General features: G+C 65.6%; 18 protein-coding genes. 11 read left to right on the top strand and 7 right to left on the bottom strand.

Annotated elements, in window-relative coordinates:
* Nucleotides 1–89 precede the first annotated feature (89 nt).
* The 5 genes from C1A30_RS15595 to C1A30_RS15575 are packed head-to-tail and all read left to right on the top strand — an operon-like array spanning nucleotide 90 to nucleotide 2,203.
* On the top strand, nucleotides 90–548 hold the full coding sequence (locus C1A30_RS15595; protein WP_101949140.1) for a hypothetical protein: 459 nt from the start codon (nucleotides 90–92) through the stop codon (nucleotides 546–548).
* 26 nt (nucleotides 549–574) lie between these two features.
* Complete coding sequence (locus tag C1A30_RS15590; protein WP_101949139.1) at nucleotides 575–745, top strand: ribbon-helix-helix domain-containing protein; 171 nt, start codon at nucleotides 575–577, stop codon at nucleotides 743–745.
* Nucleotides 742–1,080 (top strand): VOC family protein, encoded by a 339-nt coding sequence (locus C1A30_RS15585; RefSeq protein WP_101949138.1) that lies wholly within the window; start codon nucleotides 742–744, stop codon nucleotides 1,078–1,080. Before C1A30_RS15590 ends, C1A30_RS15585 begins: the two co-directional genes overlap by 4 nt.
* Nucleotides 1,077–1,937 (top strand): class I SAM-dependent methyltransferase, encoded by an 861-nt coding sequence (locus tag C1A30_RS15580; protein ID WP_200828272.1) that lies wholly within the window; start codon nucleotides 1,077–1,079, stop codon nucleotides 1,935–1,937. Before C1A30_RS15585 ends, C1A30_RS15580 begins: the two co-directional genes overlap by 4 nt.
* On the top strand, nucleotides 1,934–2,203 hold the full coding sequence (locus C1A30_RS15575) for a YdeI/OmpD-associated family protein (RefSeq protein WP_101949136.1): 270 nt from the start codon (nucleotides 1,934–1,936) through the stop codon (nucleotides 2,201–2,203). Before C1A30_RS15580 ends, C1A30_RS15575 begins: the two co-directional genes overlap by 4 nt.
* Here the strand turns inward: C1A30_RS15575 and C1A30_RS15570 are convergent.
* Nucleotides 2,200–5,373: an adenylate/guanylate cyclase domain-containing protein gene (locus C1A30_RS15570; RefSeq protein WP_255413222.1), complete on the bottom strand. Its 3,174-nt coding sequence runs from the start codon at nucleotides 5,371–5,373 to the stop codon at nucleotides 2,200–2,202. The genes C1A30_RS15575 and C1A30_RS15570 overlap by 4 nt on opposite strands.
* A 153-nt stretch (nucleotides 5,374–5,526) precedes the next feature.
* Between C1A30_RS15570 and C1A30_RS15565 the strand changes: the two genes are divergently transcribed.
* Nucleotides 5,527–6,297: a dienelactone hydrolase family protein gene (locus C1A30_RS15565; protein WP_101949135.1), complete on the top strand. Its 771-nt coding sequence runs from the start codon at nucleotides 5,527–5,529 to the stop codon at nucleotides 6,295–6,297.
* Here C1A30_RS15565 and nrdF read toward each other — a convergent pair.
* The 4 genes from nrdF to C1A30_RS15545 all read right to left on the bottom strand — a co-directional run bounded on the left by nrdF (nucleotide 6,294) and on the right by C1A30_RS15545 (nucleotide 10,550).
* Nucleotides 6,294–7,256, bottom strand: coding sequence for a class 1b ribonucleoside-diphosphate reductase subunit beta (gene nrdF / locus C1A30_RS15560; RefSeq protein WP_101950228.1), 963 nt, complete (start codon nucleotides 7,254–7,256; stop codon nucleotides 6,294–6,296). The two genes, C1A30_RS15565 and nrdF, sit on opposite strands and share 4 nt — an antisense overlap.
* A gap of 150 nt (nucleotides 7,257–7,406) precedes the next feature.
* Nucleotides 7,407–8,921 carry an NAD(P)/FAD-dependent oxidoreductase gene (locus C1A30_RS15555; protein WP_101949134.1) on the bottom strand — a complete coding sequence of 505 codons (1,515 nt, stop codon included), beginning with the start codon at nucleotides 8,919–8,921 and terminating at the stop codon, nucleotides 7,407–7,409.
* 86 nt (nucleotides 8,922–9,007) lie between these two features.
* Nucleotides 9,008–9,754 (bottom strand): hypothetical protein, encoded by a 747-nt coding sequence (locus tag C1A30_RS15550; RefSeq protein WP_101949133.1) that lies wholly within the window; start codon nucleotides 9,752–9,754, stop codon nucleotides 9,008–9,010.
* Between the two features lie 58 nt (nucleotides 9,755–9,812).
* Complete coding sequence (locus C1A30_RS15545; RefSeq protein ID WP_101950227.1) at nucleotides 9,813–10,550, bottom strand: TetR/AcrR family transcriptional regulator; 738 nt, start codon at nucleotides 10,548–10,550, stop codon at nucleotides 9,813–9,815.
* A gap of 151 nt (nucleotides 10,551–10,701) precedes the next feature.
* On the opposite strand from C1A30_RS15545, the gene C1A30_RS15540 reads away from it, so the two are divergent.
* From C1A30_RS15540 to C1A30_RS15530, 3 genes are all read left to right on the top strand, one after another.
* Entirely contained in the window at nucleotides 10,702–11,886 is a 1,185-nt protein-coding gene (locus C1A30_RS15540; RefSeq protein ID WP_101949132.1) for an NAD(P)/FAD-dependent oxidoreductase, read from the top strand.
* An 88-nt stretch (nucleotides 11,887–11,974) separates the two neighbouring features.
* Entirely contained in the window at nucleotides 11,975–12,292 is a 318-nt protein-coding gene (locus C1A30_RS36350; RefSeq protein WP_101949131.1) for a helix-turn-helix domain-containing protein, read from the top strand.
* Nucleotides 12,293–12,302: 10 nt separating this feature from the next.
* Nucleotides 12,303–13,556 (top strand): IS30 family transposase, encoded by a 1,254-nt coding sequence (locus C1A30_RS15530; RefSeq protein WP_235009817.1) that lies wholly within the window; start codon nucleotides 12,303–12,305, stop codon nucleotides 13,554–13,556.
* Between the two features lie 47 nt (nucleotides 13,557–13,603).
* Here C1A30_RS15530 and C1A30_RS35790 read toward each other — a convergent pair whose 3' ends face one another.
* Together C1A30_RS35790 and C1A30_RS15525 are read right to left on the bottom strand one after the other, a co-directional pair.
* On the bottom strand, nucleotides 13,604–13,747 hold the full coding sequence (locus C1A30_RS35790; RefSeq protein ID WP_156752130.1) for a hypothetical protein: 144 nt from the start codon (nucleotides 13,745–13,747) through the stop codon (nucleotides 13,604–13,606).
* Nucleotides 13,744–15,117, bottom strand: a complete 1,374-nt coding sequence (locus tag C1A30_RS15525) for an OFA family MFS transporter (protein WP_101949130.1) — start codon at nucleotides 15,115–15,117, stop codon at nucleotides 13,744–13,746. Before C1A30_RS15525 ends, C1A30_RS35790 begins: the two co-directional genes overlap by 4 nt.
* Nucleotides 15,118–15,522: 405 nt before the next feature.
* Here C1A30_RS15525 and C1A30_RS15520 point away from each other — a divergent pair, with 405 nt between their 5' ends.
* Both C1A30_RS15520 and C1A30_RS15515 read left to right on the top strand, forming a co-directional pair.
* Nucleotides 15,523–15,888, top strand: coding sequence for a hypothetical protein (locus tag C1A30_RS15520; protein WP_142392616.1), 366 nt, complete (start codon nucleotides 15,523–15,525; stop codon nucleotides 15,886–15,888).
* Entirely contained in the window at nucleotides 15,885–16,187 is a 303-nt protein-coding gene (locus C1A30_RS15515) for a hypothetical protein (protein WP_101949128.1), read from the top strand. The genes C1A30_RS15520 and C1A30_RS15515 overlap by 4 nt, the downstream gene beginning before the upstream one ends.
* Nucleotides 16,188–16,296: the final 109 nt, after the last annotated feature.

Raw genomic sequence — 16,296 nt, 5'->3', positions numbered from 1 at the left:
GACAAGACGCAAATTGCCCCGCACGCTCGGCGTGTCGGGGCAATTTGCGTCTTCTCACCATGGAAAGTGCACGGCACAATCTGTAAGACATGACGTACGGCTCACAGCTCGCCGCGGTCCTGCTTGCTTCCGCCGCAGCAACAGTCAGTCTTGCCTCCCCCGCCCACGCCGACGACGCCGCAGTGAACCTGCCGCTGACGGACGATGTCCGCGCTGAGCTCATCCAGGCAGCTGCGGTCCTCACCGGACGGCCGGCGTCGGAGTTCACCGGTTTGCAGCCCGGGAAGTCCTTCTACGCGTATGTGCCCGGTCAGGACAGATACTTCGCGGCCGCGGGGTTGGCCGGGCCGAAAACCGAGGCGGCCAAGATCAACCTGCAAGACGAGAACAGTTACATGATGTTCCGCAAGGGCGGGGATGCCGCAGCGACATGGGTTCCGATTGCCACCGGCTTCGGGCCCATCGCCGCGGGTGAAGCACCCTGCCCGATACCCCAGTCGGTGCGCGACGTCTGGCAGTGGCCCGCGGGAAAGTGCTCCCCACCCTAGCTTACTAGCATGCTAGCCTCATCGGTGTGGGCGACGAGGACGTCAAGCAGTTCAACGTGTACCTGCCGGTCAGCCTGATCAGGCGGGTCAAACACCATGCGATCGAGACGGAGTCCTCTCTGTCCGCATTGGTGGCCGATGCGCTGCGGACCTACCTCGATGCCGGCGATACGGATCCGACAAAGGAGGCGCAATGACGACTGACGGCATCGAGGCCGTGTTCCTGGAGACGCACAACTGGGGCAAGTCGGTGAAGTTCTTCCAGCTGCTGGGCTGCGAGATCGAGTTCGCGACCGACCACAACTCCGGTCAACTGCGTTGCGGCGACGGCCCCTACCTGTTCATCGCCGAGGTGCCCGAGACCGAGCCCACCAGAAGACATCTCGTGTTCGGGGTGCCCGATGCCGACGCATTCGAACTCGACGACTCCGTCGAGGTGGTCAGCCCGTGGGAGGACACCCATTGGGGCACACGGTTGATGACCGTCCGCGACCCCGACGGCCGCGAGTGGAAGCTGCAGGCGCCGAAGTGAGCACCACGTCCGCACCCGACAGCACCGCGGTCCGCACCGCGCTGTGGCGCGCACTGCACGTAGAACTCGACGCGCCACCCCATGTGCTCGACGACACCGTCGGGTTGCGCCTTGCCGATCCCGATCCGGATTGGCGGTCGCGCGGCGATATGGATCCGGAAGGGACCCGCGCGTTCCGCGCCTCGATCGTGGCGCGCGCACGGTATCTGGACGACCTCGTGATCGATCGCGCCGCCGCCGGTGTCGGACAGTACGTCATACTCGGCGCCGGCCTGGACAGCTTCGCGCAACGTCATCCCGATATCGCGGTGCGGATCTTCGAGGTCGACCAACCCGGCACGCAGGACTGGAAACGGCGCAGGCTCAACGAGCTCGGCTACCCGCCGGGACCGAACCTGCAGTTCGTGCCCGTCGACTTCGAGCGCGGCGAGGCGTTCCCGGATGCGTTGCGGGCCAACGGCTTCGAAACCGACCACCCTGCGGTGGTGTCGTCGATGGGCGTCAGCATGTACCTGACCAGGGAGGCGACGGAGACCACGCTTCGGCAGATCGCCGCGTTCGCGCCCGGATCGGTGCTGACGATGACGTTCATGCTGCCGCTGGATCTGACCGACGCTGCCGAGCGCCAGATGCAGCAGTCGGTGGAGGCCGCCGCGGCTGCCTCGGGGACGCCGTTCATCAGTCACTACGCGCCTGCGGAGATGGTCGAAATGTGCCGCGCGGCCGGGTTTTCCGAGGCCGAGCACGTCAGTCCCGACGATCTCACGGCGCGCTACTTCGTCGGCCGCATCGACGGTCTGCGGCCACCGACAGCCGAACAACTGATCGTCGCCACCGTCTCGACTCTGGCCGCATGAGTAGCCAGCGAGTACCCGGCGGGGTGGTGCACAAGCTGCCCGCGGACCTGCGCACGGCGCTGATCGGCAACGCCACGGCACTGGCCGCGTGGAAGGACATCACGCCGTTGGCCCGCAACGAGTTCATCTGCTGGGTCGAGGACGCCAAACAGGAGAAGACCCGCGAGCGGCGCATCCGCCGCACACAGGAGGAGTTGGAGGAGGGCATGCGCAGGCCGTGCTGCTGGCCCGGCTGCAAACACCGCGAGCGTACGGGTAAGGCCTAACGCATCGCGCGGGCCAACGCGATGTGCCCCTCGAAGCCGGACCACTGCGCGCGAGCGCGGTACCGATCGCGGAAGTCGCGGTAGCGCTCCTCGTCGCCGCGGGCCTTGGCCAGCAGTGCGTTGCACCGCAACAACGGCAGCTCGTGATACAGGAATCCAGGCTCGGCAGGCATCGCCGCCAACTCGTCGATGGCGATCTGCGCCGCGTCGATGTCACCTCGGCCGAGCAGTGCCTGGACAAGGACGGCGGTGCACCATCCGCGATTCGTCATCTCCCCGGCCTGGATTTCGTCCTGCAGCACGGCGCGACACAGCGCGATCGCACCGTCGTGATCGCCGAGGCGGGTCTTCTCCGTCGCGACGTCGATGTCGACGCACCAGGCGGCGACGATGAGGTTGCGGTGTTCGCGAGCCACCCGACGAGCCCTGTCGAGCAGCTCGAACCCGAGCGTTCGGTCGGCGCCGTCGCACCGCACCAGGACGAGCCCGCGGGTGAATTCCGCGTTGGTGAGCGTGAAGTCGTCCCCGAACTGGCTGGCGATCTCCAGTGCCTGCGCCGTATCTCGCAGCGCCTCCTCATCGGCCAGCAGCGCCCAGCTCTGAGTGGCGATGTACTTGAACATGACGACCGCGCAGAACGTGAACTTGTCGGTGTCGCGGGCCAGACTGACCGCGTCATCGAAGTCTTCGCGCCAGCCGGGAACACCCAGCGCACACCGCGCCGATGCACGCATCACGAGCGCGAATGCCAGCGGTGAGCCGACGATGAAGTTACCCATCATCGGATCTCCACGGGCCATGTCGATGGCACGCTGGCTCAACTGCATGGCTTCGGTCACCTCGCCGACCGCCCACTTGACGATCATCGCGGTCATCAACAGGCCGACCGTCAGCTCGCGGTCACCAATGGAATCGAGGAGCTGCACGTGTTCTGAGGCCAACCGCGAAGCCTCCCGGTACTTTCCGTGGAACTGCAGCAACGTGACGCGTCCCGTGGTCCCGATGACAAGGGACCGTTTGTCGCCCGCGGCGGTCGTCAGTTCTCGCAATTCGTCGAAACAGGCGTCGTCCAGGCTTCCGCCGGCCCGCCATATCGTCGCGCACAACCAGGTGCGTGGGGCGATGCGCATGGCCATCCGGCCGTCGGCGTCGTCGGGCAGTCGGTCGGCGACGGCCCGCGCGCGCTCCCAACTCATCCGCGCGCCAGCAATGTCGCGGTGCCGCAACCAGTCTCCCGCTCGCATATGCCATTCGAACGCCGCGTGCAGATCGTCCGCAGCCTCCAGATGGTCTGCGATCAAGGCGGCTGTCTCCTCCACCGATTCCGGGTCGCGAGCCGCAATGGCGGCGGCCACCCGGCGGTGCAGTTCGGCGCGATCGGACTTCAGCTGTGATTCGTAGGCCACCGCACGGATCAGCGGATGGTGGAATGCGTACTCTTCGCCGGTCGACCCGACAGGATCGATCAATTGGCCCGTGACCAGTGCATCGACGGCGGGCTCGACACCCAAGGCGGTGACCAGGTCCACGCGGAAACGCGCGCCGATCACCGCCGCGGCACTCAACGTGCGCTTGGCCGACTGCTCAAGGCGGTCGATGCGCGCGGCGATCGTCGCCTGCAGCGTCGGGGGAACGCTGACGTCGGCGATCTCCGTCGTGGACGTGTAGGCGCCCGGCTTGCCGCGCAACACTTTTCGCTCCGCCAGATCGCGCACGATCTCTTCGGCGAAATACGGTGTGCCCGCTGCTCTTTCGGCGATCATCGTGCCGACCGCTGCGACGGTCGGATCCGTGCCGAGCAACTCGGCGATCAGGGTGGCGGCTTCGTCGTCGCTCAGAGGCTCGAGGGCAATCCTTCGCGCGCCCGATGTCGTCGCCAGCGCGCCCCGGTATTCGGGTCGGTAGGTGACGACCACCAGCGACGGGGTCTGCGAGATCACGGCGAACAGGTCGACGAGCATCGACTCGCTGACCACGTCGAGCCAATGCGCGTCCTCGACCACATAGACGGCCGCATGTTCCCGCTGCAGCGACGTCGCGGTGACGAGAGCCGTCAGCCGCCGTCGCCGCGCATCCGGGTCGATGGCGGGCAGTTGGGCGGCCGGGTCGGCGATGCCGAGCAGGTCGTCGAGTAGCAGCATGCTCTCGTCATCCGCCTCAGTGACCTTGTTGCGCAGGGACGCTCGGGCGGTCTGCGGGTCCAGCCCCGCTATTCCGTTGGCGGCCCGCAGCAGTTGACCCACCGCGTAGAACGGGACGTGGCTGGTGTGCGATTCGCAGTGCGCGGTGAACACGTCGACGCCGCGCGCCGTCGCCAAGGCCGAAACCTCACGTGCCAGACGGCTTTTCCCGATGCCGGGCGGACCGACCACCTGCACCACGGAGCCGTGGCCCTCGCGCGCGCGGGCCAACAACTCCTCGACCGCTTTCAATTCCGCCTGCCTGCCGACGAGATTGGATTCCGCGCGTCTGACGGTTGCGTGATGGTCTGCCATCCCCAGCAGCCGGTGGGCGGGGACCGGATCGCCTGCGCCCTTGATCTTTACGAACTCCTGTTCGCTCAGCGTTGCCGAGTGCTCGACCAGCCGTGCGGTGGACGCGCTGAGCATCACGCCACCCGGTGGTGCGACGGACTCCATCCGCTGGGCCATACCCACTTGCTCACCGATGGTGGTGTAGCCAAACGGTCCGGTGCCGATGTCGCCGGCGATCACCTGACCCGAGTTCAACCCGACCCGCAGCCTCAGCTCGATGCCGTCGCGGTTCCGGACGTCGACGGCCAACTGTTTGGCATCGTCTTGGATCGCCAGCCCTGCGAGGCAGGCGCGCACCGCGTGATCTTCCAACGCCACGGGCGCGCCGAAAATGGCCATGATGCCGTCACCGGTGAAACTGCCGACCGTGCCTCCGAACCGCGCGACGCAGCGCGCGGACCGGTCGGCGACCTCCGCCATGATCTCGCGCAGTCGCTCGGCTCCCACCGCCGCGGCGATGTCCATGGAGTGCACCACGTCGGCGAACAGCACCGTGACTTGCTTGTACTCCGCCGAACGCCGGACCAGCGGCAGCCGGGCCCCGCAGTCGGCGCAGAACTTCGCCGCAGGGCCATGCGGCGCGCCGCAGGTCCCGCAGGTCAGCGCGGTCGCCCGACTGTCGAGGTCTGCGTCCACGTCAATATCGTGTCACCGCTGGCCAGCACTGTCCGCGATTCGGCGCACCCGCCCGCCGACACTCGACTGCGGCTGCGAATACACCGGGAGGAGAAGGCGTTTCACGTCGGGCTGCCCAGCAAGCGCAGGCGCGTACCCGATAGCGTCTGGTGAATGATCACGACGCGCGAAGTCACCTACGACGCAGTCGGTCTCACCATGGCCGCCTACCTGGCGCGACCGCAGGACGACGAACTCCGGCCCGCGGTGCTCATCGGACACGACGGAATTGGTCTTCTCGACTACCAACGTCGCCGCGCCGACGATTTGGCGCAGCGCGGTTACATCGCGCTGGCGATGGATTATCACGGCGGCCGGGTGTTCTTCGGTGACCCGGATGCGATGCTGGCGCGGGTGATGCCGCTGCTCGCAGACGCAGACCGGATGCGGGCCATCGGCTCCGCCGCACTCGACGTCCTACTCGCGGAGCCCGGTGCTGACCGCAATCACCTCGCCGCGCTCGGCTACGGTGCAGGCGGCAGTATCGTGCTGGAACTCGCTCGCAGCGGAGCGCCGTTCGAGGCCGTCGCCGTCATACATCCTGGCTTGCCGGCAGCCCGATCTGAGGACTGGATGAATGTGACCGGTTCGTTCCTGCTGTGCACCGGCTCCGAAGACCCGATCTGCAGCCCCGAGAAGCTCCTGACGTTTACCCAAGCGCTCCAGGAAGCAGGGGTCGACTGGCGCGTGAACGTGTACGGCGGAGCTGAGCATGCCTTCTGGGCTCAGCCAACAGGCCCCGACGGGTTGCCCACCGGGGGAAGCACTCACCAGACGGCCACCGTGCCAGGCGTCAGCTACCACCCGGAGCACACGGTGCGAGCCTGGCGGGCAGTGCTTGACCTGTTCGACGAGACGATCGGTGTCCCACCGGCATCCGGCTAGAAGTCCCAGTCCTCGTCTTCGGTGTTGACGGCCTTGCCGATCACATAGCTCGACCCCGAACCCGAGAAGAAGTCGTGGTTCTCGTCGGCGTTCGGTGACAGCGCCGACAGGATCGCCGGGTTCACGTCGGTCTCGTCGCGCGGGAACAGTGCCTCGTAGCCGAGGTTCATCAACGCCTTGTTTGCGTTGTAGCGCAAGAACTTCTTGACGTCCTCGGTCAGCCCGACCTCGTCGTAGAGGTCCTGGGTGTACTCGACCTCATTGTCGTAGAGCTCGAACAACAGCTCGTAGGTGTAGTCCTTGAGCTCCTGCTTGCGCGCCTCGTCCTCGAGCGCCAGGCCGCGCTGGTACTTGTAGCCGATGTAGTAGCCGTGCACGGCCTCGTCACGGATGATCAGCCGGATCATGTCGGCGGTGTTGGTCAGCTTCGCCCGGCTGGACCAGTACATCGGCAGATAGAAGCCGGAGTAGAACAGGAAGCTCTCCAGCAGCGTGGAAGCCACCTTGCGCTTGAGCGGCTCGTCGCCCTTGTAGTACTGCATGACGATCTCGGCCTTGCGCTGAAGGTTGGGGTTCTCCTCCGACCAGCGGAACGCATCGTCGATCTCAGCGGTCGAACACAGCGTCGAGAAGATGTTGCTGTAGCTGCGCGCGTGCACCGACTCCATGAACGCGATGTTCGTGTACACCGCTTCCTCGTGCGGGGTCAGCGCATCCGGGATCAGGCTGACCGCGCCGACGGTGCCCTGGATGGTGTCGAGCAGCGTCAGGCCGGTGAACACCCGCATGGTCAACTGCTTCTCGTGCGCGGTCAGGGTGTTCCAGGACGGGATGTCGTTGGACACCGGCACCTTCTCCGGCAACCAGAAATTACCGGTCAGCCGGTCCCACACCTCGGCGTCTTTTTCGTCCTGCAGACGGTTCCAGTTGATGGCCGAAACACGGTCGATCAGCTTCATGCCATCGCTCACGAGAACCCCTTTTCGCCCAGAAAGTCATTTGCCCCTCAGGCCCGATGTCGCCGGCCGCAGCGGCTCCGGGCGCTTCCGACACTACCCCTGGGGTGCGACAACAGATGGAACCGCGACATCTTGTGTTGGCGTGTCGCCTCAGTTTCTCTTGCCGACCCCGAGGAACTTGTACTCCGAGGCCTTGAACTTGCGGGTCGACAGCCAGTACTGCCAGGTCATCCCACTCCACAGCGTCCGGTTCACCCCGTGCTCGTCGAGGTACCAACTCTGGCAACCGCCGGTGCTCCACACCGTGCCCGCCAACTGCCGTTGCAGTTCGGCGTTGTAGGCGTCGGCGGCTTCCCGCGTCGGCGCTAGCGCCTGCGCGCCGGCCTTGTCGACGGCGGCGATCGCATGCGCGGCGTAGCGGATCTGCGACTCGATCATGAACACCACCGAGTTGTGCCCCAGCGCGGTGTTGGGGCCGAGCAGGAAGAACAGGTTCGGCATGTCGGCGATCGTGATGCCGTGCAGCGCGGACACCCCTTCGCGGGTCCACCGGTCCCCCAGGTCCTCACCGCCGGGCCCCTTGATGTCGACGTAGGTATACGAGTCGGTGACGTGGAATCCGGTGGCGAAGACGACGACGTCGACGTCGCGCTCGACCCCGTCGGCGGTGACGATGCCGCGCGGCGTGAACCGGGCGATCTTGTCGGTGATCACCTCGGTCTTGGGGTTGGCGATGCCGACGTAGTAGGTGTCGGAGTTGAGGATGCGCTTGCATCCGGCGCGGTAGTTCGGCGTCAGCTTGCGGCGCAACTCGGGGTCCTCGATCGACCGCCGGATGTTCCATTTGCCCATCAGCTCACCGATTTTGAGCAGCCTGGGCTGTTTGGTCATCGCGAAGCCGACGGCCTCGTGGATCCAGTAGATGCCCGCCCGCATGGCAGCCCTGGTGCCGGGTACGTTGGTGAACGCATCGCGCATCCACTGCGGGATCGGGTTGTTGGGCCGCGGCATCACCCACGCCGGGGTGCGCTGGTACAGATGCAGCGCGCCGACGTCTTTGACGATCTCGGGCACGATCTGGATGGCACTGGCGCCGGTGCCGATCACCGCGACCCGCTTACCGGTCAGGTCGACGCTGTGGTCCCACTGCGCGGAATGGAAAGCAGCGCCGGTGAATTCGTCGAGTCCCTCGAATTCGGGGATCAGCGGGATGTGCAGCCCGCCGACGCCGGAGACGACGAACTGCGCGACGAACTCGCGGCCGTCTTTGGTGAACACGTGCCAGCGCAACTCGTCGTCGTCCCAGTGCGCACGGTCGACGTGGGAGTGAAACGAGATGTAGCGGCGCAGCCCGTACTTCTCGGTCACCCCCTTGAGGTAGTCGAAGATCTCCGGCTGGAAGGACCACATGTGCTTCCAGTCCGGCTTCGGCTCGAACGAGAACGAGTACATGTGCGACGGGATGTCGCAGGCGCAACCGGGATAGGTGTTGTCGCGCCAGGTGCCGCCGATCTCGTCGGCCTTCTCCAGGATCAGGAACTCGACGCCCCGGCGCTGCAACTCGATGGCCATGCCGAGGCCCGAGAAGCCGGTGCCGATGATCAGCGCGCGGGTGTGCACGGGCTGCTGCGTGGTGTCCGCAGCGCGCTCCGGGGCAACCGTCATTGGGCCCATCCTTCCTGGGAACGCCGGTACCGGGTATTTCCGGCTCCCAGGTTAGCGGTTGCCGCCGCTGTCGCCAACGGTGCTGATCAGGCCAACGAGACGGCGCGGTCGGCCGACAGGTGCCGGTCAGGGTCGAACGTCTCGAAGTGACCCGAGCCGACCATCCCGATGCCCCGCTGCGGCAACCGGAAGTCGCCGAGGCGGGCCTGGCGCAGCAACGGCCCGGTGATGCCGAGGTCGCGGCCGTGCAGCACTGCGGTCGACTTCTTGACGAGCCACAATTGTTTGGGCGCCATCGTGTAGCACTGCCCGTTCGGGGCGCGGCCGGTCAGTCGGACATCGCCAACGCCCAACGTGCGGCGCGCGACGCGGCTCAGCCGCCTGGACACGTTCGGGTCGGCCCACTTCGCGTCGGGCAACCGGGCGCCGATCCTGCTCATCACCCGGGTGGCCCGCGATGTCTCGAGGTCGACGGTCCAGTGCAGCACGCCAGGGATCCGGATGACCGCCGACCACGGTCCCAGCCAGTCGATCTCGATGTCGCACTGAACGGTGGGGTTGGGTGTGGCCGCGCTGAAGTAGCGGGCGCAGCTGTGCTGTCCCGGCGTCGTCGCATAGAACGTCCAGTTGCACGACGGGTCGCGATGCCACACCGAAACATAGGGCGGCGCAAACGAAGTCGCGGGAATGTGGCGCATAGCCAGGTAGTGGCCGTTGTCGAACGGCAGGCCCATGATGCCGAACCCGACGAATCGCTCGCCGTCGCCGGCGGGCAGCATCGGGTTGGCCAGCACGGCAGCAACGGTGTCTTGTGGGGTGAGTTGTTTCGTCATGCACCGATGGTCAGCCGCGGCACGGCCACACCACATGAGGCGTCTGCCCCAAATTTCGTCAGGCGACGTGCTCGCGGCGGCGCACACCCTCGTGCAGCGGCAGGTCGGCGTCGATCTTGATGCCGAGCAGTTCGCAGGTGCCGTTGATGGACCCGACCATGATCGTGGTGAGGTGCGCGACGAACTCGTCGGGCGGCATCCGGCGGGGGCTGTCCTGTTCGGTGCCCAGCCACCAGTCGGTGGCCGAGGCGATGGAGCCGAACGCGGAGTACGCGGCCAACTCCAGCGCGGTCGCGTCGAGCTCCATGTCCCGCAGCTCGTTGTCGAACATGTTGGCCATCGCCAACGTGATCTCGCGGCCCTCGTTGAGCGCACGCATGGTCGACTCGCTCTGCTCGGCGAAGCGGCCCTGAATCAGGAACCGCAGCACGTTCGGGTGCTCGTCGACCAGCCGGACGTACTGCTCGACGCTGCGCCGGATCACCTCACGCGCGGGATCGGTGGACAGATTGATCGACGGGAAGATCGCCGCCCACAGCATGTCGCGCAGGCGTTCCCCGACGGCCTGGAACAGGTCTGACTTGTCGGTGAAGTGCCGGTAGATCTTCGGTTTCGCGGTGCCCGCCTCTTCGGCGATCTCACGCAGGCTCAATTCCGGTCCGAGCCGGTCGATCGCCCTGAAAGCGGCGTCGACGATCTCGGACCGCACCTTCTTGCGGTGTTCGCGCCAGCGCTCGCTGCGGGCGTCCACCTTGACACCCGGCTCGGCCGAATGTGACCTGGACCCTCGTCGCACCCGCCTACTGTACCGCCCGAGGGTCGCTGACCTGCTCAGACCGACCGGCAACACGGGCTTCCGCCGCGCTGGCCAGCCGAATTTGCTTGCCAAACACCGACCCGTCACCCTGGGTAATATTCGTGCGACATCCCAAGAACGAGAGAGACGTATGACGCAGCGTTACGACCTGGTCATCGCAGGTGGTGGGCCCTCGGGCTCGGCCGCGGCGTGGCAGGCCGCGCAGACCGGCGCCAAAGTGGTGGTTCTGGACAAGGCCGAGTTCCCGCGGGCCAAGCCGTGTGGTGACGGCCTGACCGCCCGCGCGGTCAGCTATCTGCAGAAGATGGGCCTGGCCCACGAGGTCGCCGAGTTTCACCGCGTCAACCGCGTCACGGTGTTCAGCCCGAGCCAGTGGGAGCTGTCCTTCCCGAAGCGGCCCGGCATGCCGGATCACGGCCACACCGTCAGCCGCGAGCACCTGGACACGCTGTTGCTCAAGCACGCGGAGTCCGCGGGCGCCGAGGTGCGTCAGTCGTCGGAGGTGACCGGGCCGATCGTGGAGAACGGCCGCGTGGTGGGTGTGACGTGCAAGAGCGGCGAGAAGGTCTACGGCGACGCGGTGATCGCGGCCGACGGCGCCTACTCCCCCATCAAGCGGGCGCTGAAGATCGACTCGGAGTACAACGGCTACTCGGCGATCGCGATCCGCTCCGAGATGCACGCCAACCGGCCGGATTCCGACAGCCTCGACATCTACCTGAAGCTGGCGTTCCAGGGCGATCAGTTGCCCGGCTACGGCTGGGTGTTTCCAATGGGCAACGGCCTGTTCAACATTGGGCTGGGTTACGTCAACAGCTACAAGAACTGGCAGTCCATCAACGCCACGCAGTTCCTCGGCGAGTTCCTGCGCACGCTGCCGCAGGACTGGGAGCTGCCGCCGATCGAGGAGCTGAAGAAGAACAAGAGCGTGCGGGCGTGGCGGCTGCCGATGGGCTTCACCGCGTGGCCGCCGTGGCGGCCAGGCGTCCTGTTCACGGGCGACTCGCTTGGCGCGGGTAAGCCCGCATCCGGTGCCGGCATCTCCAAGGCGCTGGAATCCGGTTTGGCCGCAGGCGAATGCGCGATCGCCGCGCTGCAGAACGGCGGCCCCGACGACTTCACCAACTACGCGCAGCGGATGGAAGCCGCCTGGGGCAAGGAGTACCGGCGTGGCCGCTACTTCCACAAGCTGCTGGGCTACCCGAAGTTCGCGAACGCGGGCATCAAGATGATCGACAACGCGGCGTTCCGGGACCGGATGCTCAAGGCGTTGTACAAGAAGGCGCAGGGCCCGAAGCACACCGTCAAGAAGTAGCGTTGTCGCCCGAGCGGCCACTTATGGCACGCGAAATCGGCTCAGGTTCAAGGGGTGATTGCAACGGCTCCTAGCTGAGGAGTTGTTGATGCGTCCGTCGCGTTATGCCTGTGTTGGTCGTCAGTTCTGGGGTCATGTCGGCGATGGCACGTCGGTGGTGGAGGGCGCGCAGGCAGTCGGTGTGTCGGTGCGCACCGGCTGGCGCTGGTTTGCCGATGCTGGCGGGGTGAGACCCAAATTTCCTGATGAGACCGGTGTGCGGAAGTGGTCGCGGCTGGGCGAAGACGAACGTAACGAAATTCAAGACGGCATTGCCAGAGGGGAAAGCATTCGGCAGATCGGCAGGCGGCTGGGCCGCCCGGCNTCGGCTCAGGTTCAAGGGGTGATTGCAACGGCTCCTAGCTGAGGAGTTGTTGATGCGTCCGTCGCGTTATGCCTGTGTTGGTCGTCAGTTCTGGGGTCATGTCGGCGATGGCACGTCGGTGGTGGAGGCGGCGCAGGCAGTCGGTGTGTCGGTGCGCACCGGCTGGCGCTGGTTTGCCGATGCTGGCGGGGTGAGACCCAAATTTCCTGATGAGACCGGTGTGCGGAAGTGGTCGCGGCTGGGCGAAGACGAACGTAACGAAATTCAAGACGGCATTGCCAGAGGGGAAAGCATTCGGCAGATCGGCAGGCGGCTGGGCCGCCCGGCCTCGACGGTCATGCGTGAGATCGACCGAAACGCGTTCTGCCGTGGACGATATCGTTCGCGGTACCGGTTCGGGGCGCAACGGCACGGCGGCTGGGATGCCACGCCGAGGTATCGGGCCGGCGTCGCACAGGCGCGTGCTCACGCGCGGGCTCGACGCCCGAAACCGCGCAAGCTGGCCACCAATGAACGGTTGCACCTTGAGGTGCAGAATCGGCTGCTAGACGACCACAGTCCTCAACAGATCGCCAACCGGCTGCCGATCGAATTTCCCGACGATGCGGAGATGCGGGTGTCCCACGAGACCATCTATCAGTCGATCTACGTGCAGGGTAAAGGAAATCTGCGCCGTGAGCTGCACAAATGTCTACGCACTGGGCGGGCGTTGCGCAAGCCTCAACGACGCGGTAACCAGCGCCGAGGGCAAATCCGCGACATGGTCAACATCAGCGAGCGTCCACCGGAGGTCGAAGACCGTGCCGTACCCGGCCACTGGGAAGGTGACCTGATCATGGGTAGCACCGCATCGGGTTCGGCGATCGGCACCGTGGTCGAACGCATGACTCGGTTCGTGCTGCTGCTGCATCTGCCTGACGACCACGGTGCCCTGGCAGTGCAAGAGGCCATCGTCGCGAAAATGGCTCAGCTGCCGGCGATTCTGCGTAAGACACTGACCTGGGATCAAGGCAAAGAGATGGCCAATCACGCCGCTATCGCCGCAGCGACGGAATTAGATATCTACTTCTGTGATCCGCACTCACCATGGCAGCGCGGGACCAACGAGAACACCAACGGACTGCTGCGCCAATACTTTGCTAAAGGCACCGACTTGTCGATCTTCCCGGCAGACTATCTGGACTACGTCGCCGCCAAGCTCAACAACCGGCCCCGGCAAACCCTGAGCTGGAAGACCCCAGCCGAAACCCTCGACGAACTACTCTCAAACCCGTCAAAACCACCCGCTGTTGCAATCACAGCGTGAAACCGCCCGCTTGTCGCGTGCCATAACTGGCTACCCGAGTGGCGCGCTTACCCCGTCTTGAACAGCTGCGTGACCTTGATCAGCAGTTCATAGACGCCGTAGAGGAACGGGATACCAGCCCACGCCCACGCCAGGGCGATGTACACCTTGGGCACGGTGGGCTGGTATTCGTGGAGTTCACCCTCGGTCATCGCAATGCCTCCTCGACTGCCACGTCGGGTTCAACGGATTCGGTTGGCTCATGCCACTTCTGGTTGACGGGCCTGATCAGTTCGTTGCAGACCAGGCCGACGACCAGCAGCGCGATCATGATCGAGAACGACAGCGTGTACAGCGCCGGACCGGATTTGCCTGCGGCCTCCTGGCTGTCGGCGATCGCGTTGACGATGATCGGCCCCAGAATGCCCGCCACCGACCAGGCCGTCAGCAGGCGTCCGTGGATCGCGCCGACCTGGTAGGTGCCGAACAGGTCGCGCAGGTAAGCGGGAACGGTCGCGAAACCGGCGCCGTAGAACGACAGGATCAGCATGGTGGCGATCAGGAACACGACCTTGTTCGAGTTCTGCATCACCGTGAGCGTGAGATACAACAGCGCACCCACGCCGAGGTACATCCGGTAGGCGTTCTTGCGGCCGATCACATCGGACAGGCTTGACCAACCGATGCGGCCCAACATGTTCGACAGCGACAGCAGGGCCACATAACCGGCAGCGGCGGCGGCGAGCGCGGCGGCGGCGGCACCGCCGGGGAAGAAGTCCTGATAGATCGGCGACGCTTTCTCCAGGATGCCGATGCCCGCAGTCACGTTGAAGCACAACACCACCCACAGCAGCCAGAACTGCGGCGTCTTGAGCGCGTTGTTGGCCGACACCTGGCCGACCGAGACCATCGTGCCCACGGTCGGGGGCGCCGGTGTCCATCCGTGTGGCTTCCAGTCCGATCGCGGCACCCGCACCAACAACCACCCCAGCGACATGAACACCGCGTACACCAATCCGTGTACCAGGAAGGTTTTCGAGATGCCGGCCGCGGCGGTGCCGAACAGGCCGAGCATCGCCGTCGACCACGGCGACGCGATCAACGCACCACCACCGAACCCCATGATCGCCAACCCGGTGGCCATCCCTGGCTTGTCGGGGAACCACTTCATCAAGGTCGAAACCGGGGAGATGTACCCGATGCCCCAGCCGATTCCGCCCAGTAGGCCGTAGCCGAGCAGCACCAACCAGTACGTGTGCAGCGCCAGGCCGGCGGAGCCGACCAGCCACCCGCCGCAGAAGCAGCACATCGCGACGAACATGGCGGCGCGCGGGCCTCTGCGGTCCACCCAGGTCCCGAAGACCGCGGCGGAAAGGCCGAGCATGACGATGCCGACGGTGAACGGGAGGGCGCTGAGGGTGCCCGAGATGTGCAGCGCGCCTTCCAGTGGCTTCTTGAACACGCTCCACGAGTACGCGGCGCCGATCGACAGGTGGATCGACAACGCGGCGGGCGGCACCAACCAGCGACTCCAGCCTGGTGGCGCGATGATTCGTTCCCGACTGAAAAATGGCGCATTCACACCAGTGGTGTATCACGGTTGGAGACCTGCTGACACCTCAACGTGATTCACGAAAGTTATTGTCGTGCAAGCATATTCCGGCAATTCCTGTTGCCGGCCGCGCTGCAGGCAACGTTGGTCTAACCCTTTGACTGTTAGCTTTCAGGCCGCAGGCAAATGTCGGCCGGGTGGCGGGCGAACCTGATCGAGTCGCTGACCGCATCAGGCGAGTTCGCTTTCCGTACAACAACAGGCCATTCGTCGGCTCCCTAATCCCCTATTCACGTTTCGCGTCGTTTCCCCGACCGGTGGACGACCGGTAGCGGCGCGCGCCCCGTTCCGGCGAGCGGTGCATCTCCCGAAAATTGGCTGCACCAGGCCGCCGGCAGTGCAAACAGGCGGTCCCGCCCATGAAAAGAGAAAGCAATGAACGCCACCACAATGCGGCGGCTGATGGTTTCAGCCACCCTTGCCACAGGACTCGCCGTCGGATTCGCGACGGCCGCGCAGGCGCAACCGAACAACAATCCGTGGAGTGACTATGCGGATTGCGTTTCGGAGCATCCGGACAAGGTCGGTCAGGAGACGTGCTGCATCCTCTACGGCGGCACCTGGGATCCCAGCCAGTACCTGTACGAGTGCAGCTTGGATCGTGGCGAGCAGCCCAAGCCGCTCCGAAGCGTCCCTGACGACGCCGCCGCCCTGCCCGATCTGACGGTCAACCCGGGCCCGGTCACCCCGCCCAAGGGTCCCAGGGTGACGCCGGGACGTCTCACGGAAATAGCGCGATGAACTTCAGAGGAGCGTTGGTCGCCGCCGCGATGATGAGCGGCCTGGCCATCGGACTCGCCGCGAACGCGGCCGCCGCTCCGGTGAGCGACGACTTCTGGGAATGCGTCGCCGATCATCAGGACACCGACGGCATCGGGGTGTGCTGCGTCTTCTACGGAGGCGACTACGACGAACGGACCGGCGAATGCTGGATCGACCACGAGGCGAAGCTAGAGGAGGCCGGCCCCGGCCCCAGCGTTCCGCCGAAGCACTCGGTGCTGACGCGGGTGGATCGCCTGCCCGTCTTCGCGATGGGCTAGCGCGACCCCGACGAGTGTGGACTCATTGCACGGTCACTGTCCGCTCCGCGTGTACCGACTCCACACTCGTCGGGCGCGTTCGTGTCGGTCCCGTTTTCGCGTTACGGTC

The sequence above is a fragment of the Mycobacterium sp. 3519A genome, assembly GCF_900240945.1.
In the GTDB taxonomy this organism is placed as follows: Bacteria; Actinomycetota; Actinomycetes; order Mycobacteriales; family Mycobacteriaceae; genus Mycobacterium.
This window is presented reverse-complemented; position numbering and strand designations above follow the sequence as displayed.